Source organism: Mongoliitalea daihaiensis (assembly GCF_021596945.1).
GTDB classification, from domain to species: domain Bacteria; phylum Bacteroidota; class Bacteroidia; order Cytophagales; family Cyclobacteriaceae; genus Mongoliitalea; species Mongoliitalea daihaiensis.
This window is the reverse complement of the sequence record NZ_CP063779.1, coordinates 614,412-632,003: the sequence shown is the minus strand read 5'-3', so window position 1 is coordinate 632,003 and position 17,592 is coordinate 614,412. Positions and strand designations below refer to the sequence as shown.

At 40.3% G+C, this 17,592-nt stretch carries 13 protein-coding genes; 8 read left to right on the top strand and 5 right to left on the bottom strand.

What is annotated here, in order from left to right; genetic code table 11:
* Nucleotides 1-17: 17 nt before the first annotated feature.
* The 8 genes from ilvB (at nt 18) to leuB (ending at nt 9,746) form a co-directional block, all read left to right on the top strand.
* A complete protein-coding gene (gene ilvB / locus IPZ59_RS02420; protein ID WP_236138293.1) occupies nt 18-1,700 on the top strand; it encodes a biosynthetic-type acetolactate synthase large subunit in 1,683 nt (560 codons plus the stop codon).
* 17 nt (nt 1,701-1,717) lie between these two features.
* On the top strand, nt 1,718-2,236 hold the full coding sequence (gene ilvN / locus IPZ59_RS02415) for an acetolactate synthase small subunit (protein WP_236138292.1): 519 nt from the start codon (nt 1,718-1,720) through the stop codon (nt 2,234-2,236).
* A gap of 10 nt (nt 2,237-2,246) precedes the next feature.
* Complete coding sequence (gene ilvC / locus IPZ59_RS02410) at nt 2,247-3,290, top strand: ketol-acid reductoisomerase (RefSeq protein WP_236138291.1); 1,044 nt, start codon at nt 2,247-2,249, stop codon at nt 3,288-3,290.
* Between the two features lie 5 nt (nt 3,291-3,295).
* Entirely contained in the window at nt 3,296-4,804 is a 1,509-nt protein-coding gene (locus IPZ59_RS02405) for a 2-isopropylmalate synthase (RefSeq protein ID WP_236138290.1), read from the top strand.
* A gap of 5 nt (nt 4,805-4,809) precedes the next feature.
* Nucleotides 4,810-6,210, top strand: coding sequence for a 3-isopropylmalate dehydratase large subunit (leuC, locus tag IPZ59_RS02400; RefSeq protein WP_236138289.1), 1,401 nt, complete (start codon nt 4,810-4,812; stop codon nt 6,208-6,210).
* Nucleotides 6,211-6,227: 17 nt separating this feature from the next.
* Nucleotides 6,228-6,818: a 3-isopropylmalate dehydratase small subunit gene (gene leuD, locus IPZ59_RS02395; protein ID WP_236138288.1), complete on the top strand. Its 591-nt coding sequence runs from the start codon at nt 6,228-6,230 to the stop codon at nt 6,816-6,818.
* 284 nt (nt 6,819-7,102) lie between these two features.
* Nucleotides 7,103-8,716: an alpha-isopropylmalate synthase regulatory domain-containing protein gene (locus IPZ59_RS02390; RefSeq protein ID WP_236138287.1), complete on the top strand. Its 1,614-nt coding sequence runs from the start codon at nt 7,103-7,105 to the stop codon at nt 8,714-8,716.
* On the top strand, nt 8,685-9,746 hold the full coding sequence (gene leuB, locus IPZ59_RS02385; protein WP_236138286.1) for a 3-isopropylmalate dehydrogenase: 1,062 nt from the start codon (nt 8,685-8,687) through the stop codon (nt 9,744-9,746). Before IPZ59_RS02390 ends, leuB begins: the two co-directional genes overlap by 32 nt.
* 56 nt (nt 9,747-9,802) lie before the next feature.
* On the opposite strand, the gene IPZ59_RS02380 is transcribed toward leuB, so the two are convergent.
* The 5 genes from IPZ59_RS02380 to IPZ59_RS02360 are packed head-to-tail and all read right to left on the bottom strand — an operon-like array spanning nt 9,803 to nt 17,513.
* Entirely contained in the window at nt 9,803-11,365 is a 1,563-nt protein-coding gene (locus tag IPZ59_RS02380) for a hypothetical protein (protein ID WP_236138285.1), read from the bottom strand.
* On the bottom strand, nt 11,362-13,278 hold the full coding sequence (locus IPZ59_RS02375) for a glycosyltransferase family 2 protein (protein WP_236138284.1): 1,917 nt from the start codon (nt 13,276-13,278) through the stop codon (nt 11,362-11,364). The genes IPZ59_RS02380 and IPZ59_RS02375 overlap by 4 nt, the downstream gene beginning before the upstream one ends.
* A complete protein-coding gene (locus IPZ59_RS02370) occupies nt 13,275-14,123 on the bottom strand; it encodes a hypothetical protein (RefSeq protein ID WP_236138283.1) in 849 nt (282 codons plus the stop codon). Before IPZ59_RS02370 ends, IPZ59_RS02375 begins: the two co-directional genes overlap by 4 nt.
* Nucleotides 14,110-16,167: a cellulose biosynthesis cyclic di-GMP-binding regulatory protein BcsB gene (locus IPZ59_RS02365; protein WP_236138282.1), complete on the bottom strand. Its 2,058-nt coding sequence runs from the start codon at nt 16,165-16,167 to the stop codon at nt 14,110-14,112. The genes IPZ59_RS02370 and IPZ59_RS02365 overlap by 14 nt, the downstream gene beginning before the upstream one ends.
* Nucleotides 16,164-17,513: a sensor histidine kinase gene (locus IPZ59_RS02360; RefSeq protein ID WP_236138281.1), complete on the bottom strand. Its 1,350-nt coding sequence runs from the start codon at nt 17,511-17,513 to the stop codon at nt 16,164-16,166. The genes IPZ59_RS02365 and IPZ59_RS02360 overlap by 4 nt, the downstream gene beginning before the upstream one ends.
* Nucleotides 17,514-17,592 lie beyond the last annotated feature (79 nt).

The window sequence follows — 17,592 nt, the reverse complement described above, 5'->3', positions numbered from 1 at the left end:
TCAAACTCCAAAAAACCATGATCAGAGGAGCCGATATCGTAGTAAAATCCCTCATTGAGGAACATGCCGAATTTATTTTTGGTTATCCGGGAGGGGCCATCATGCCGGTGTATGATGCTTTGTATGATTACAGCGACCGCATCAAACATGTGCTTACCAGGCACGAGCAAGGTGCTATTCACGCAGCCCAAGGCTATGCACGAGTCTCTGGGAAAGTCGGTGTGGTGCTGGCTACCTCAGGACCCGGAGCAACTAACCTGATTACAGGATTGGCAGATGCGCAGATTGACAGTACGCCTTTGGTCTGTATCACTGGGCAGGTGGCGGCGCATTTACTAGGTACGGATGCTTTTCAGGAAACAGATGTAGTGGGACTCTCTATGCCGGGGACCAAGTGGAATATTCAAGTGAGAAGAGTGGAGGACATTGCACCTGCCATCGCCAAAGCTTTTTTGATAGCCCGTTCGGGTAGGCCTGGACCAGTTTTGGTAGATATCACCAAAAATGCACAAGTGGAGTTTGGGGAGTATAATTATGTGCCTTGCTTAGGGGTTCGTTCGTATCGACCCTATGTGAAGATTGATCAAGATGCCGTCAAGCAGGCTGCCGCTTTGATTGATTCAGCCAAGCAGCCCTATCTTTTATTTGGTCAAGGGGTGGTTTTAGCCCATGCCGAAGCGGAATTGAAAGCTTTTTTAGATAAAACGGGTATTCCTGCGGCTTGCACATTGTTGGGTTCAGGAGCGCTTTCCGAAGAACACCCAACCTATGTAGGCAAGCTAGGGATGCATGGGAATTACGCCCCTAATTTACTGACCAATCAATGCGATGTTTTGATTGCCGTAGGGATGCGTTTTGATGACCGGGTGACGGGAGATTTGAAGCGTTATGCCAAGCAAGCACAAGTGATTCATTTGGAATTGGATCCTAGTGAAATCAATAAAAATGTAACCTGCGCTGTAGCCATTCAGGGTGACTGTAAAGATAGTCTTGCTGATCTAACAGCAGCAGTAAAAGTAAGCAGTCATGATGAGTGGATGGCCAGATTCCGGGAATTGGAGCAGCAAGAGAAGGAAGCGGTCGTCATCAATGATTTACATGGCACTCATGGTGGCTTGCATATGGGAGAGGTGATTCATTTGATCAATCAATACAAAGAAGATGATGCCATTTTAGTGACCGATGTAGGACAGCATCAGATGATCGCATGGAGGTATTTTGATTACAAACAGTCCAGAACCCAAGTGACCTCAGGTGGACTCGGCACCATGGGCTTTGCACTTCCCGCTGCCCTTGGGGCACAATTACACGATTATTCTAAACAGGTAATATGTGTAGTGGGTGACGGAGGTATTCAGATGACTATCCAAGAACTAGGCACCATCATGCAGACGAAGGCGCCAGTAAAAGTGGTGCTTCTGAACAATAACTATCTCGGAATGGTCCGTCAGTGGCAGCAGCTCTTTTTTGATAAGCGCTATTCATTCACGGAATTGGAAAATCCTGACTTTATCAAAATCGCTGAAGCTTACAAAATCAAAGCGAGCAAAGTAACCGAAAGGGAAGATTTACAGGCAGCGGTCGCTGAAATGCTTTTGCACGATGGCCCGTATTTTCTGGAAGTAGTCGTAGAAAAAGAGGATAATGTATTTCCTATGATTGCCACTGGCTGTTCTGTGGAAGAAGTAAGATTAAGCTAAGCCCCAATCACAACACTATGAACCGCTATACCATACTCATTTACACAGAGAATTTTATTGGAATCCTCAACCGGATTACCATTATTTTCACACGAAGAGGGATCAATATCGATGCTCTGACAGCCTCCGAAAGCAGGCTCGAAGGCATTCATAAAATAACCATGGAAGTTTCGGTCACGGAACAGCAAATGGTACACCTTGCGGGCCAAATCGAAAAGATTGTGGACGTCATCAAAGCCTATTATTTCCGAGATGATGAAGTGGTCTATCAAGAAATTGCCTTGTACAAGGTTCCCACAGAGAGTTTAGACCCAGGGCTTGAAAAGGTCATCCGTCAATTCAATGCGCATATCATTGCAGCGGAAAAAGAATTTGTAGTAGTCGAATTCACTGGGCATAAGCAAGATACGCAGGCCTTATTGGAGATTCTCAAACCCTTCAATTTATTGGAATTCAGTAGGTCGGGCCGTGTGGCCATTGCCAAGCCGAAGTTTTCTGTTCAAGAATATTTAAATAATCAAACCTATAATCATTAACACTTACACTATGAAACTGAAATTCGGATCAGTAGAAGAAAATGTTGTCACAAGGGAAGAATTTCCTTTAGAAAAGGCCAGAGAAGTATTGAAAGACGAGGTAATTGCAGTCATTGGCTATGGTGTTCAAGGGCCAGGCCAAGCGTTAAATCTCAAAGATAACGGCTTTCATGTCATTGTAGGTCAGCGAAAAAACTCCAAAACTTGGGACAAAGCAGTAGCTGATGGTTGGGTTCCTGGCGAGACCTTATTTGAAATCGAGGAAGCTTGCGAAAAAGGAACCATCATTCAGTTCTTATTGTCGGATGCTGGTCAGATTACCCTTTGGCCTACGGTGAAGAAATACCTTACCCCTGGTAAAGCCTTGTATTTCTCTCATGGATTTGGGATTACCTACAAGGAAAAAACAGGCATCATCCCGCCTGCAGATGTAGATGTGATTTTGGTCGCACCTAAAGGTTCAGGGACGTCTTTGAGAAGAATGTTTGTCGAAGGCAGAGGTTTGAACTCCTCATATGCCATCTTCCAGGATGGAACAGGCAAGGCCAAAGATAGGGTCGTAGCACTTGGGATAGGTGTAGGTTCGGGCTATTTGTTTGAAACGGATTTCTATCGAGAGGTAACTTCTGACCTGACAGGTGAAAGAGGTACCTTGATGGGAGCTATTCAAGGAATTTTTGCGGCACAGTACGAAGTATTGAGAGCCAATGGTCATACCCCTTCCGAAGCATTCAATGAAACGGTAGAGGAATTGACCCAAAGTTTGATGCCATTGGTAGCAGAAAATGGAATGGATTGGATGTATGCCAACTGTTCGACAACAGCGCAAAGAGGGGCTTTGGATTGGTGGAAGCCTTTCAGAGATGCCACCAAGCCGGTATTTGAAGAATTGTACAACAGTGTAAAAACAGGTCAGGAAGCTCAAAAATCCATTGATTCCAATTCCAAGGCTGATTATCGCGAAAAGTTGGAAGAGGAATTGAAAGAATTGAGAGAGTCTGAAATGTGGCAGGCAGGTGCCGTCGTCAGACAATTAAGACCAGAAAATAATTAAATATCATGAGTGAAAAGCTATGGATATTTGATACCACCCTCCGAGATGGAGAGCAGGTACCTGGTTGTCAGCTAAACACCCAGGAAAAGATAGTGGTAGCACAAGCTTTGGAAGCATTGGGGGTTGATATCATCGAGGCAGGATTTCCCATATCCAGCCCAGGCGATTTCAATTCAGTAGTGGAGATTTCAAAGGCAGTTTCTAATCCTATCATCTGTGCGCTCTCCCGTGCGGTGGAGAAGGATATCGAAGTAGCTGCTGCGGCATTAAAATATGCCAAAAGGGGGAGAATACACACGGGCATTGGTGTGTCTCCCTATCACATCCAATACAAGTTGCGCTCCACTCCCGAAGATATCATTGAGCGGGGAGTAAAAGCGGTAAAATTCGCCAAGCGTTTTGTAGAGGATGTTGAGTTTTATGCCGAAGATGCTGGTAGGGCAGAATTGCCTTTTCTTGCACAAATTATCGAACAAGCCATCAAGGCAGGTGCTACAGTCGTGAATATTCCTGACACCACGGGATATTGCTTACCTGAGCAGTACGGTGCTATCATCCGCTACCTCAAAGAACATGTCTCCAACATTGACAAAGCCATCATTTCTACTCATTGTCACAATGACTTAGGGATGGCCACTGCCAATACCATTGCAGGTGTACAGCACGGTGCAAGGCAGGCAGAGTTAACCATCAATGGTATCGGAGAGCGGGCTGGAAATACTTCTTTGGAAGAAGTAGTGATGGCTATCAAATGTCATCAAAGCATCCCTGTGCATACAGATATCCAAACTGAACGGATTTACGGCACTAGTAGACTGATTTCTAAGTTGATGAATATGCCTGTACAGCCCAACAAAGCCATTGTGGGAAGAAATGCCTTTGCACACTCCTCTGGAATTCATCAGGATGGCGTATTGAAGCATCGGGAGAATTATGAAATCATGGATCCTAAGGAAGTAGGCGTGCATGAGTCCTCCATTGTTCTTACTGCCCGCTCGGGAAGGGCGGCTTTGAAGCATCACCTAGATTCATTGGGGGTTGTTTTAGAAGGAGAAGCATTGAGAGAAGTATATGAGGATTTCTTGTTGCTTGCTGATAAAAAGCGCGATATAGGCCCAAAAGACTTACTGGCCTTGGTAGGAAAATACTTGGATGAATCTTCTTTTGTAGAATTGGAGGAGGTGAATTACCAATCGAATGGTAATATTCAAGCAACAGTCCAATTGAAAGTAGGTGAGCAATCACACAGTGCATCCTCTTCCGGCAATGGTCCTGTAGATGCAGTCTTAAAAGCCATAGAAAAGATCGTTCGACCTACCTATGTTTTGGAAGAATTTCTCATCCAGGCTATGACAGCCGGAAGTGATGATGTGGCAAAAGTGCATATGCGCCTGATGCAAGGAGAAAAGCCTTATCATGGCTTTGCTTCCAATCATGACATTGTCTTGGCTTCCGCTCAGGCATTTGTGGATGCACTCAATAAAATACCCGTCAAAGAAAAAGTGACCCAATAAATACCATGGAAAAGAAAACACTATTTGATAAAATTTGGGATGCACACGTCGTTCGTTCCGTTCCTAATGGACCGGATGTTTTTTTCATCGATAAGCATTTCATACATGAAGTGACCAGTCCTGTTGCTTTTTTGAACTTGGAAAAAAGAGGGATTGGTGTCATGTATCCAGATCGGACTATTGCTACTCCTGATCACAATGTACCTACAGTGGATCAGGACAAAACGATCAAAGATAAATTATCCCGCATGCAGGTGGAAAAACTGCGCGAAAATTGTAAAAATCACGGAATAGAGCTCCATGACCTTGGGTCTGCACATCATGGTATTGTACACGTGATCGGTCCTGAATTGGGCGTGACCCAACCTGGAATGACTATCGTCTGTGGGGATTCCCATACCTCTACCCATGGTGCTTTTGGAGCCATAGCTTTTGGTATTGGGACTTCAGAAGTCGAGATGGTGTTGGCCACTCAATGCATCATGCAGGTAAAGCCTAAAAAGATGCGCATTACGGTGGATGGGGAATTAGGGAAAGGGGTGACCTCCAAGGATATCATCCTTTATATCATTTCTAAAATTTCAGCTTCTGGAGCTACTGGATATTTTGTGGAATACGCAGGTTCGGCAATTACCGCTCTCAGCATGGAAGCCCGCATGACTATCTGCAATATGAGTATTGAGATGGGAGCTAGAGGGGGCTTGATTGCGCCAGATGAGACAACATATGCCTATCTTAAAGGCAAGCGCTATGCTCCGAAAGGTGAAGCGTGGGATCAAACTGTGGCGTATTGGGAATCGCTAAAAACGGACGAGGGTGCTGCATTTGATGTGGAATATCACTACGATGCTGCCGATATCGAGCCGATGATCACTTATGGAACCAACCCCGGGATGGGCATCAAAGTCAAAGACCGCATCCCCAATGCAGATTTACTGGAAGGAAGTAATAAAACAAGTTTTTTAAAATCCTTAGAATATATGGGCTTTGCTCCTGATGAACCCATCAAAGGCAAAAAAGTGGATTATGTATTCGTAGGAAGTTGTACTAATGGCCGGATTGAAGATATCCGTGCAGTGGCAGGATTTGTCAAAGGGAAGAAAAAGGCAGACAACATCACTGCTTGGATTGTGCCAGGTTCTCGAGAAGTAGAGAAGATGGCACACGAAGAAGGACTTGTAAAAATTTTGGAAGACGCAGGTTTTGAATTGAGACAACCGGGTTGCTCTGCTTGCTTGGCCATGAATGATGACAAAATCCCTTCAGGTAAATATGCAGTCTCTACTTCCAATCGAAATTTTGAGGGAAGACAAGGTCCCGGTGCACGAACCTTACTGGCTAGTCCATTGACCGTAGCAGCCGTGGCAGTGACAGGTGTAATCTCGGATCCTCGAGATGTATTTTAATCTAACAATCAACAATTATGGCATACGATAAATTTAATGTATTGACCAGTCGGGTAGTTCCTTTGTCGGCTGAAAATGTAGATACGGATCAAATTATTCCCGCCCGCTTCTTGAAAGCAACTGAGCGGGAAGGGTTTGGAGATAATCTCTTCCGCGATTGGAGATACGATGTGGAGGGAAATCCTAAGCCGGACTTTGTTCTCAATGATCCTACCTTTTCAGGAAAAATCCTCTTGGCAGGTAGAAACTTCGGTTCAGGCTCCAGCCGGGAACATGCGGTATGGGCTCTCTATGATTACGGATTTCGATGTGTAGTTTCCTCTTTCTTTGCTGATATTTTCAAAAACAACTGTCTCAACATCGGTGTACTTCCTGTCACGGTCAGCCCTGCTTTTGCTCAAAGCTTGTTTGATGCAGTGGAAACAGACCCTTCTGTAGAAGTCACAGTGGATATAGACCAACAAACTATTACACTGACTTCGACCGGAGCATCAGAGTCTTTTGATATCAATGTCTACAAAAAGGAAAACATGAAAAATGGCTTTGATGACATTGACTACCTCTTGAATATGCAGGAAGAAATCAGGGAGTTTGAGTTGAAAGGATGATACTTAGAAGCGATAGACTAGAGGCGAGAGGCGAGAAGCGAGAGGCGAGAAGCAAGAGCCAAGAAGCAAGAGCCAAGACTCAAGATACAAGACTCAAGTCTTGTGTGTATAGGGCCTGTATTTAACTTGTCCATTAATCACTACTCACACTACTCACCGCTCACCTTATCAACTAATCAACTATTCACTAATCACCTAATTAACTACTCACTACTCACTAATTCAAAATTCATCATTTTACATTCCTAATTTATTTACTGCTCACTGTTCACTGTTAACTACCAATGGGAAATCAACGAAAAATAGAAATCATGGACACCACCCTTCGGGATGGGGAACAGACCTCGGGGGTTTCCTTTTTACCCTCGGAAAAGCTCCAGATTGCCAAGCTACTGCTTGAGGAGCTCAATGTGGATCGTATTGAGGTGGCTTCGGCCAAAGTATCCGACGGAGAGATGGAAGGGGTCAAAAAAATCACCCAGTGGGCCAAGGATAAAGGGTTTTTAGACCGTGTGGAGGTATTGGGATTTGTAGATACACCAGCTTCCGTGGATTGGATCGTAGCAGCAGGTGGCCGAGTGATGAATTTGCTTACCAAAGGTTCTATGAACCATCTGGTACATCAACTGCGGAAAACTCCCGAGCAGCATTTTGAAGATATTCATCGAAGTGTACTATATGCTCGAAGCAAAGGAATTACCGTGAATGTTTACCTGGAAGACTGGTCCAATGGCATGCGGAATTCTATGGAATATACCATGGACTTAATCGGTATGTTGGCCAAACTGAATGTACGAAGAGTCATGTTGCCAGATACTTTGGGTTTGCTTTCTCCTAAAGAAGTGTCTCACTTTATCAAGCTAATCACTTCAGAGTTTCAGGATACGCATTTTGATTTTCATGCGCACAACGATTATGATTTATCGGTTTCTAATGTATTAGAAGCTATTTTTAGCGGGATCAGTGGTATTCACACCACCGTCAATGGGCTAGGTGAACGAGCAGGTAATGCACCATTGGAATCGGTGATAGCCGTCATTAAGGACTTTACGGACTTTAAATCCAATGTACGTGAACACAAGATTTTCAGAGTAAGTAAGTTGGTCGAACAGTTTTCTGGGCAGCATATTCCAGCCAATAAACCTGTGGTAGGGGAGAATGTATTTACCCAAACAGCCGGTATTCATGCAGATGGGGATAATAAAAAAAATCTTTATTTCAACGATTTGATGCCAGAGCGCTTTGGAAGGCAACGGAAGTACGCCTTAGGTAAGACCTCAGGCAAGGCTAATATCCTCAAAAATCTGCAAGAGCTTGGAATTTCTTTGGAACAGGAAGATTTGGCAAAAGTGACCCAGCGGATCATTGAATTGGGGGATAAAAAAGAGCGAGTGACTACAGAGGATTTACCCTATATCATCTCAGATGTGTTGCAGCACACCTCTATTACCCAGCATATTCACATAGCAAGTTATAATCTGAGCCATTCCAAAGGGCTAAGACCTTCTGCACAAGTCAAATTGCAGGTGTATGGAGAATCATACGAGGAGTCAGCTTCGGGTGATGGACAATTTGATGCTTTTATGAAAGCCATCAAGAAAATCTATAAATCCCTGAATAAGGAATTACCCAAATTAGTCAACTATCAGGTAAGTATTCCTCCGGGCGGTAAAACAGATGCATTTGTGGAGACCATCATTACTTGGGAGATGGGTAGAATTTTTAAAACCAAAGGATTGGATCCTGATCAGACGGTAGCTGCTTTGAAAGCTACTGAGAAAATGCTCAATATTATCGAGCAGTTGGCGGATTCCAAGCCTTCATTTAAAGCAACAGCACATAAAAATTTAGAAAAGATAAGCGACTATGGAAATGAAAATCGCATTACTGCCGGGTGACGGCATCGGTCCTGAAGTTATTGCTCAGGCAGTAAAAGTAGTGGAGGCAGTAGCCAAGAAATTTGGTCATCAAGTAAGTTTTGAAGAAGCGCCTGTTGGTGCCGCTGCCATTGATTTGGTGGGGGATCCCTATCCAGATGCTACCCATGAAGTATGTCTTCGAGCAGATGCAGTATTGTTTGGAGCTATAGGAGACCCTAAATATGACAATGATCCGAAGGCTAAAGTGAGACCGGAGCAAGGCTTGCTTCGCATGCGTCAGAAACTGGGTTTATTTGCCAATGTACGACCCACATTCACGTTCCCTTCCCTCATTCATAAATCACCTTTGAAGCTTGAGCGGGTAGAGGGGGTGGACTTTGTCTTTTTTAGAGAGTTGACTGGAGGGATTTATTTTGGTGAGCCAAGGGGAAGAAATGAACAAGGAACTAAGGCTTTTGATACCAATGTCTATTCTAAAGAAGAAATTGCCCGATTGGCCCGTATGGGTTTTCAGGCAGCTCAGAAGCGTAGAAAGCATCTAACGTGTGTGGATAAGGCGAATGTATTGGCGACATCCCGCTTGTGGAGGGAAACTGTACAGGAGATAGCTCCAGAATATCCAGATGTAAAGGTTGAATATGAGTTTGTGGATGCAGTAGCCATGCGCTTAATTCAGTGGCCAAAGGCATACGATGTATTGATTACAGAAAATCTCTTTGGAGACATATTGACAGATGAAGCTTCTGTGATTTCTGGTTCCATGGGTTTGATGCCATCAGCATCTGTGGGGACGGAGAATAAGTTGTTTGAACCTATCCATGGTTCTTATCCTCAAGCAGCAGGAAAAGATATTGCCAATCCATTGGCTACGGTGCTTTCAGCGGCGATGATGTTTGAATATGCATTTGGATTGAAGGCAGAAGCGGATGCAATAGCTGCCGTGGTGAATGCTTCACTAGAGGCCGGTGTAGTGACAGAAGATATTGCTGACGGCGGCAATGTCTACAAGACCTCTGAGGTAGGGGATTGGTTGGCGGCTAATTTATAGTACACTAAGAATGAAACTTTTCCAAAGCTTCAAACTTTGGAAAAGTTTTTATTTGTTCACTTTTGCGCAATGGGATTTCTCATGATTTGATAAATTTCGAATAGACTGTCTTCGTAGAGCAGTGTAAGATTTTTAGGTACCTGATTCATTTCCAATCGCTTGTATGCAGTAGCTACTATGTCATCAAGGTACAGTGGATGTGTACTTTTGGTCATTACTACGTAGTCGGCATACAGTTCTGGTTGCTGTAGTGCATGCTGGTATGTAGAGCTAAAGTGCCCTTCCCAAGTAAATTTTCTAGGTAACTCAAGTAATTCTGGATAAAAAATAGCATCATCTATCAGGATTCTTCCAGCGGTAAGACCTCGAAATGATTCTTTAAAATTTGCTTTGCTTGCTAAGCGTGTACTGTTTTGAGTCTCAGTAAATGAACTAAAGAACAGAGATTCGCTTTTTTGTATGCTGTTGCTGAAGTAAATCCATTCTAAGAATAATCCGACTATCATCGCAATAGCTAAAAGAATTCTTCGAAATTTGGATTTATCTGTAGGTTTTGCGAAAGAAAAGAAAGCCGCTACAATTCCAGCTCCCGTTAGCATGCTTAGGTGTTGAACGGTTAATTTTTCAAGCTTATGTTCCTGCACCTCAGATAGTAGAAAAAGGATCGCTAAGATCAAAAGTATGCTTTTGGTTTTAACTCCTCCATAGCTGAACACCTGAAAGAGCGCAAGAAGCGACAGTAGTAAGAAAGGAAGTAGGAAGTAGGAAGTATTTGCTGATATAAACTTGCTATAATATTCGATGTCATAAATAAATGGAAATGTGGTTGCATAGGTGTTCCACTCATTTCCATAACTTTCTAAAAAGTAATACCAGTTTCCAGCAAATACTTTATTGATAATTAGAAAAGTTAGAAAAGCCATTAATGGGATAAATGCAGCAACAAATATGGAAGAGAAAAAGCTTGAGAAGAATTTTCTCCGCTGAGAATCATTACTAAGGATAAGTGAAGCTCTGTTATAAAAAGTGCCATTAATTCCTTTGGCTTTATAAAAACTACTGAAAAAGAAAATCGGGATTAATAAAAGTAAGAGCTTTAAAAATTCAATATCCAAAAAGATGAATATTCCGATTAAAATGCTAATTAAGGTGAGGTGAAAGACCGAAAATGATTCGGTATACTTCATGATAAAGCTAAAAAAGAGATAATAAAATACAAGATAGAGGGCAAGACTTCCTCCTGAGATGCCAGCATAAATCACTACAGGGCTACAAAGTAAATAAATAACCAAAAACATAGGAATGGATGGATTGGAAAAAGCTTTGAATAACAAATGGTTAGTGAGCCCCCCCATCAGCAGAGCCGAAAAAATATAAGTGCTATTCATAAGCGTTGGAAAGCCTAAAAAGAATGATCCTAAGTAGAGTAAAAAGGGTTTGGTGAAATAGAACGTTCTTAACAAGCTTTCGTCATAGGACCAGAGAATTAGCTTTTTGTACTCTATAAAATATGATTCTAGGTTATAAAATCCTCGTGTCTGCAACCAATAGCTGAGGAGGATGTAAAGTGAGCTAATAAGTAGCCAACAAAAGGTATACAATAACTTTTTATGTTTCATTGGACAGGACCTTTAGTAGCTTTGGTAAGACCGTGATTGGTTTTTTCCCAGTAAAATGGCTTGGTAATTAATTGAATGAGCCCTTTATAGGCTGAAATAGAATGCATCAGCCAATAGAAAGGATTGATGAGAGCGAAAAGCATCAAGGAATAGGCTTTTCTTCTAAAAACTGCAATCATATTGACATAGATCATCATGAGGTTTCCAACAGCAAAATTAAAAACAGAGATAACTACGAGCCAATCTGGAAAAAATAATTGAATATATTCTAACATCGGTTCACTGATTGGTTGGTCACTCCAAAACACCATCGTATCCAATAATCCTGAGTATAGGAACAGGATAAATAGCAGGAAAAGTAATAGAATAGGATATACTAAAAATGTAAAAAATGTTCCGCCAATGAAGAATTGAAACCCTAAGAATCCTTTTAATCCTACTTTTCTAAGCAATTGTAAAGGATTGCGCATATGGACCAAATAGGTCTGCATATAGCCCTTGATCCATCGGGAACGTTGCCGAATCCAGTTAAAGAAGTCATTGTTTGCCTCTTCGAGGGTCGTCGAATCCAATACAGTAACTTTGTAGGATTTGGCATAGGCACGAAGTCCTAAATCCGCATCTTCTGTCACATTAAAGCCATCCCAGCCCCCAAGTTCCATTAACTTATCAAAACGAAAATGATTGGAGGTTCCGCCAAGAGGAATAGGCACATCTAGGTTATCCAATCCTGGTAGCATATAATCAAACCAGTAGGAATATTCTAGTGTAAATAATCGTGTAAGGACATTCTCTTTTTTATTGAAATAGTTGAGGGCACATTGTACAACTACATATTCAGGGCTTAGCTTTTTGAAAAGTGCGTAAACAAGCTTCAACTGATTATTGTCGGGAATATCTTCCGCATCGTAAATGGTTAAGTATTTACCTTTGCTAAAGTATAAGCCATAATTACACGCTTTGGGTTTGGTTTTGGGTTGTGCATAGGGAATAATTACTGGCTCAAAAACACAGGGGAAATTCATGTTTTTCACCGCATTGTAAGTCATCTCATCATCTGATTCGATCAATAACTTGATGTCTAGTTTTTCTAGAGGATAATCTAAATTTTTGAGATTGTACACCAATTTATGGATGACTTCTGATTCCTTAAATACAGGAAGAAGGATGGTATAGAAAGGCAGTTCCTCGTCAGTGATTCCATCTAATTCTTCTGGTTTGATCTTCCGGGCAACTTCAAACTTTGACCCATACAATGTCAATAGAAACTTGAACGAAATCGATATCAGCAATAAGAGATTTAAAATGAGATTAATGATAATGGCTGTTCCAATGGGAAAGAAAAAAAATAATGCTAATCCAGTCAAAAATATTCCACCTAAAAAAAATAGCTGTCTTTTTGTAAATGTTTCGATAGCACAACTTTCTCGATCGCTGTCATAGATTCCAAAAACTGCTTTATCCAGAAATTCTTCTCCATAGGTCACATGGAGTGCCTTTAAAATATCCAAGTCTTCGGCAATTTCAAAACTATCGATTTTTTGTCCCAATAAGATCTCTATCCGATTGATGTTGATTCCATCAGATGGATCTGATAAAACAACATGAAGCTTGTTTTCCTCCTGATCTATAGGGAAAATCAATGCGTCTAAAAACTGATGTAAATGTTTTGTAACAATATCTTTTTTAGGAATAGCAGATAGATTTTTATAATCAAATTGATACAAGTCTACCCCATACTTCACCAAGGATTGTTTCCAGTTTCGCCTACTGAGGTATCCGAAATTCAGCGCGATTTTCAAAAAGCTTTGGTTCAACTTTTTTTCTAATTGCTCAATTTCAGCAATTTGAATAGAGTTGAGTTGAGCTCCCTCTTGAAATAAGGATTTCCTGTAATATTCCTTTTTTATCATGGTTTTGACTTCAAACGAACAATAGAGAAAATTTGGAACCCGCTTCCTATTCCAGAATTTCTATTTAAAATATCATGAAATACACCTGCATACAGGGCAAATTCCGGAGTAAACTCGTATCCGAGGTTTAAAGAAGCTTTTACCATGGTGAAATCGGAGACTAATTGGAGATTGTTTTCGAAAAACTCGCTTTCATCACTGAAAGAAAATAAACCATCAATTTCACCTAGGAGCACAATTTTAGGTCTGATTCGATAACCTTCGGAGGCAAATACTCGAATTTGTGTAGGTCCATTTGGGATAAATTGACGTAAAGCTGCTTCTATTTTGTGAAAATTATTACTTTCTCCAAGCCAAGGAGAATTACCCGCTACTATGATTCTTCCTTCTAGCCCAAACCTTCCAAACCCTGCATAAGGGAGTCGATTGTTTTGATAGGCTGGTATAAAAGCAGTAAAGGCCCCCATGAGGAAGTGATTCTTCATTTGCTTTACATGAAATCGAGCGCCCAACTCGATATCCCCCAAGTCTACATTTCGCTGATTCTGCTGTGTGTCTTCAAATTGATTTACGAAAAGTGGGAGAGAACCAAATAGATTAAGTTTATAGCCATTTAGTGGTAAAGAAAAGTAAAGTCTTGGATTGTAGTTTTGAAAAAGACCGTTGTCATTGAAGGGGATTTGCTCACCATTCCTGGTACGAAAAGAACTCGCTCTGTAATGGCTCACAAATGGAGAAAGTAAAAACTCGCCTTTATCTTGTTGCCATGGATTTTGGGCATAACTGTCCTGAAGCGGGAATAGCAGGACTAGTAGGAATGCTCCTATTATTTTATTTGCGTGCATCTTCTATGGATTTTTGAGCGATTCGAGATTTTTTGTAAATATACATGAGGAGTATGATGCTCAACCCAATCAATAAACTGATGATTAGAATGCGATAGGTATTCCAATAAGACTCAAACCTGACTCTGTTTTCAGCTTGTTGTTTTTTGAGTTCTGTCTGATTTAAGTCAAAAAAGAAGTATTGATCCGTATTGGCGGTCATAACATTTCCAGTATTGGTAAGAAACTGATCCCTAAAGCCATCTAAAAGTCGATCAAATGAATCATCTTGATTATTCTGTAAATTAAACTGTAAGAATTTGGAGCCTCCATTATTGTAGAGCTGAACATAATCTAATGCACTTCCTTGGTAAAATTCAAAAAACCTGTCAAGTTGTTCCGATCTATACACGAGTTGTTGATCAGAAAACAAAACATGTGGATACGTTCCACTAATTTCATTCCAGTTATTAGGTGAATTGGATAAAAAGATATAGTTGGAGTTGTTTGATGTTTGAAGTGTTGCCTTGTCCAAAGGAATAATTGATGGTAGGTAGTGTCCTAGCAAGTTAACATCACGAACATTTAGTAAGCCTATAATTTTTGAAATTTTTGGAATGTCCGAAAGTGAGGCCTCCATATCATAGACTAGGTGAACAGATTTATTATGAAAATTAGCTGGGAATGCATGAAGTGTTTCAGCGATTTTTCGATGATAATTTAGCTGTATATCGGTATCATACGGAAGTATATGCGCATAAAAATCAGGGCTTTCTGGATCGCACATACCTTCACTAGGTATGTAGATAAACTCAAATCCAAGATAATTGCCAGTACCAAATTGAGCTTTAATTGGATTTATTTTTCTTTCTAGCCTTCCTGTTTCGTTAAGTTTATAGGTTTGAATGAGCTTGTTATTGAGAAAAATATTTAAATAAGCTTGTTCTCCCTTTTCAATAGGTTTATGTACTACTGAAATATTCATTCCCAGTTTGTTGAGGGATGGTTTAGAGATAAATTCGGGTAATGTGAGATTTTTTCGAATTCTACCTTTGCCACTGATTACCTGCTCATCTAAGCCTAGCTCACCTAATGTATAGCTACTTTTGGTCAAAAATTGATAAGGTTCCTTCATGATGTTCTCTTCAATAAGTTGAAAGGAGTCAGAAAGAAGGAAGCTTTCGCCTGCATCATTAAATAATGAGTATATCAATGACTCTAGCTCTTCTGGATTGTTCCCCGAAAAAATCAAGGAATTTAAAAATACCTGCTCTTTCCTTATGGAGTCAAGATACTCAAAGGTATGGATGCTAAGGCCTGAAGATTGGAGAGGTTTGACTGTTTGTAAGACCTCTGGTATTTCATCTTGGATCGCAGCTAAGGACCCTACAATTACTGCATGGTAGTAATCTAAAGGACTGGAATCTTCCAAGTATTGAAGTTGAAGGTTTTTTCCGTAGGTGGTTTGATAATAATAATGGATTTTACTGATTGCGGATAGGTTTTCTTGAAAGCTTTTTTTGGAAACCAGCAGTTTTTGGACACTTGGCATAAAAGACCCCAAGGTCCATTTTGTCTGTGTGGTTGGCGGAGGCAATGTGTGATCTTCTAAGAAGGAATTTTCAGTAACCTTCATCCAAACTGTTTTTTGATCAATATCCATACAATCTAAGATTGGATACCAGAGATTGGGTTCTATACTTAATTTGATAAAACCAAATTGTGCTGCATTTTGCTTAAATGGAACAAAAACATGAATAGTATCTCCATAATTTTCCAGCGCAAGAGACATTACGGGGGAGTCTGCAAGTTTTAGTAAGATCGTACTCTTACTTTTATCAATTAATGGAGAAACCATTAATTCCAAATGAATGCCACTTTTGGAATAATCCCTCAATGGATCTTCTTTTATAAAAAATATTGCTCCATTTTTTTGACCATAAACGATTGTTTGTCTAGGATAGCCAAACTCACTCAGGGGCCTTTTGATTGCTTCCGATACGCCAATATGAGGGATGATTGTCAGGAAAACTAAGAGTAAGAAGATGGATGGAATTACTTTCATAACTCTTGGATTTGTGTGGATTTAAATTCTAATTTGAAAGTAACTCCACCCTTCAAATCCTTTTGATACTTGAAGTAGCCCCCGATTTTTTCAGTCATACTTTTCGCAATTTGTAAACCGAGTCCTTTTGGTGCATCAAAACTCGATTTGAATTCAAAGTTTTCTATAGGTTTAAAGAGATTATTCAATTCTTCCACGGTGATGGAAGTGGATGGTGCATGGACCTCAATCCGTATATGGTCCAATGGTTTCATAATTTCAATTTCAATCCGCTGCCCGGGGTCAGACCATCTAATTAAGTAGTTAAAAATGTTTTCCAATACATTATTCATGACTAAAAAGTCAGCTAAAATGTAGGTGTTGATTTCTTTTTCAGGTAAAACTAAATCAACTCCTTTGGTTTCTAATTTAGCTTGAATTTCGTTTTTGGTCTTTTTCAATAAGGCAAAGACATTGACCGGCTCAAGCATTATTTTTAAAGGAAGGTCTAATTTATTTTCATTATTATTATACAGGTTATCTGCATATTTTAAAAGATCGGTACTTACATCCTTCAATAATTGAATGTACATTTGATCTTCTTCTTGCATCTCAGAGCCATCAATTAGCTGAGATAATCCTATAATGTTATTAATTTTGTTTTTTAGGTCATGTCTAAGGATCTTTTCTTTTTCATTGTCGATTTTTTGACTTTGTTGAAGCTCTTCCATCTGTAGTTGTAAACTATTGACTTCAATACTTAATTTGTCAACAACGGTTTGCTTTTTAAGCTCACGTTCTAAATTTAGGAGGTAATTTCTTTTCCTTGCATCTGGAATAAAGGAGGTAATTAAAATGAAGGAAAAAAATGTGTAGCCACCTAGCTGCATGTATTCCCCAAAATGTTCGAAGCCATCTAAATACTGGAATAAGAGAAAGACAAGTACTGTAAATGAAATTTCCATGAGTGAAAAAGTCGAATTCCAAAGCATTAAATAATTTGCTACACTCAAGACTAAGGCCAAAAGACAAAAATAAAATGTCACACTAAAGTTGGATACTTGATGGATAATAGTAAAACAATATACTGTAAATAGCATTAAGAATATCAACACCAGAGCGTTGGGTGTTTTGCTCACTTTCCGGATGCTGAAATATGAAATAAAGCTAAAGGCAACTAAAATTACTTTGATATAAAGGGTGGTTGTCCAGATGGATTTCAGCAAGAAAAACTCTAAGATGAATAAGCCTAGAAGAATACTCAAAGTGCCCCAGTATACATAATTCGCGGCATCCCAAGCTTTTTTTTGGAACCGGTCTTGTAAATCTTGAGGGATTTGTGGATTTATTTTGGTGGTGAAGTGCATAAAGAGTAAATTTCAAAAATCCTACCCAAAACTAGCAGAATATTTGGTCTTATCTAATTATCTGAAATGATTTATAAAC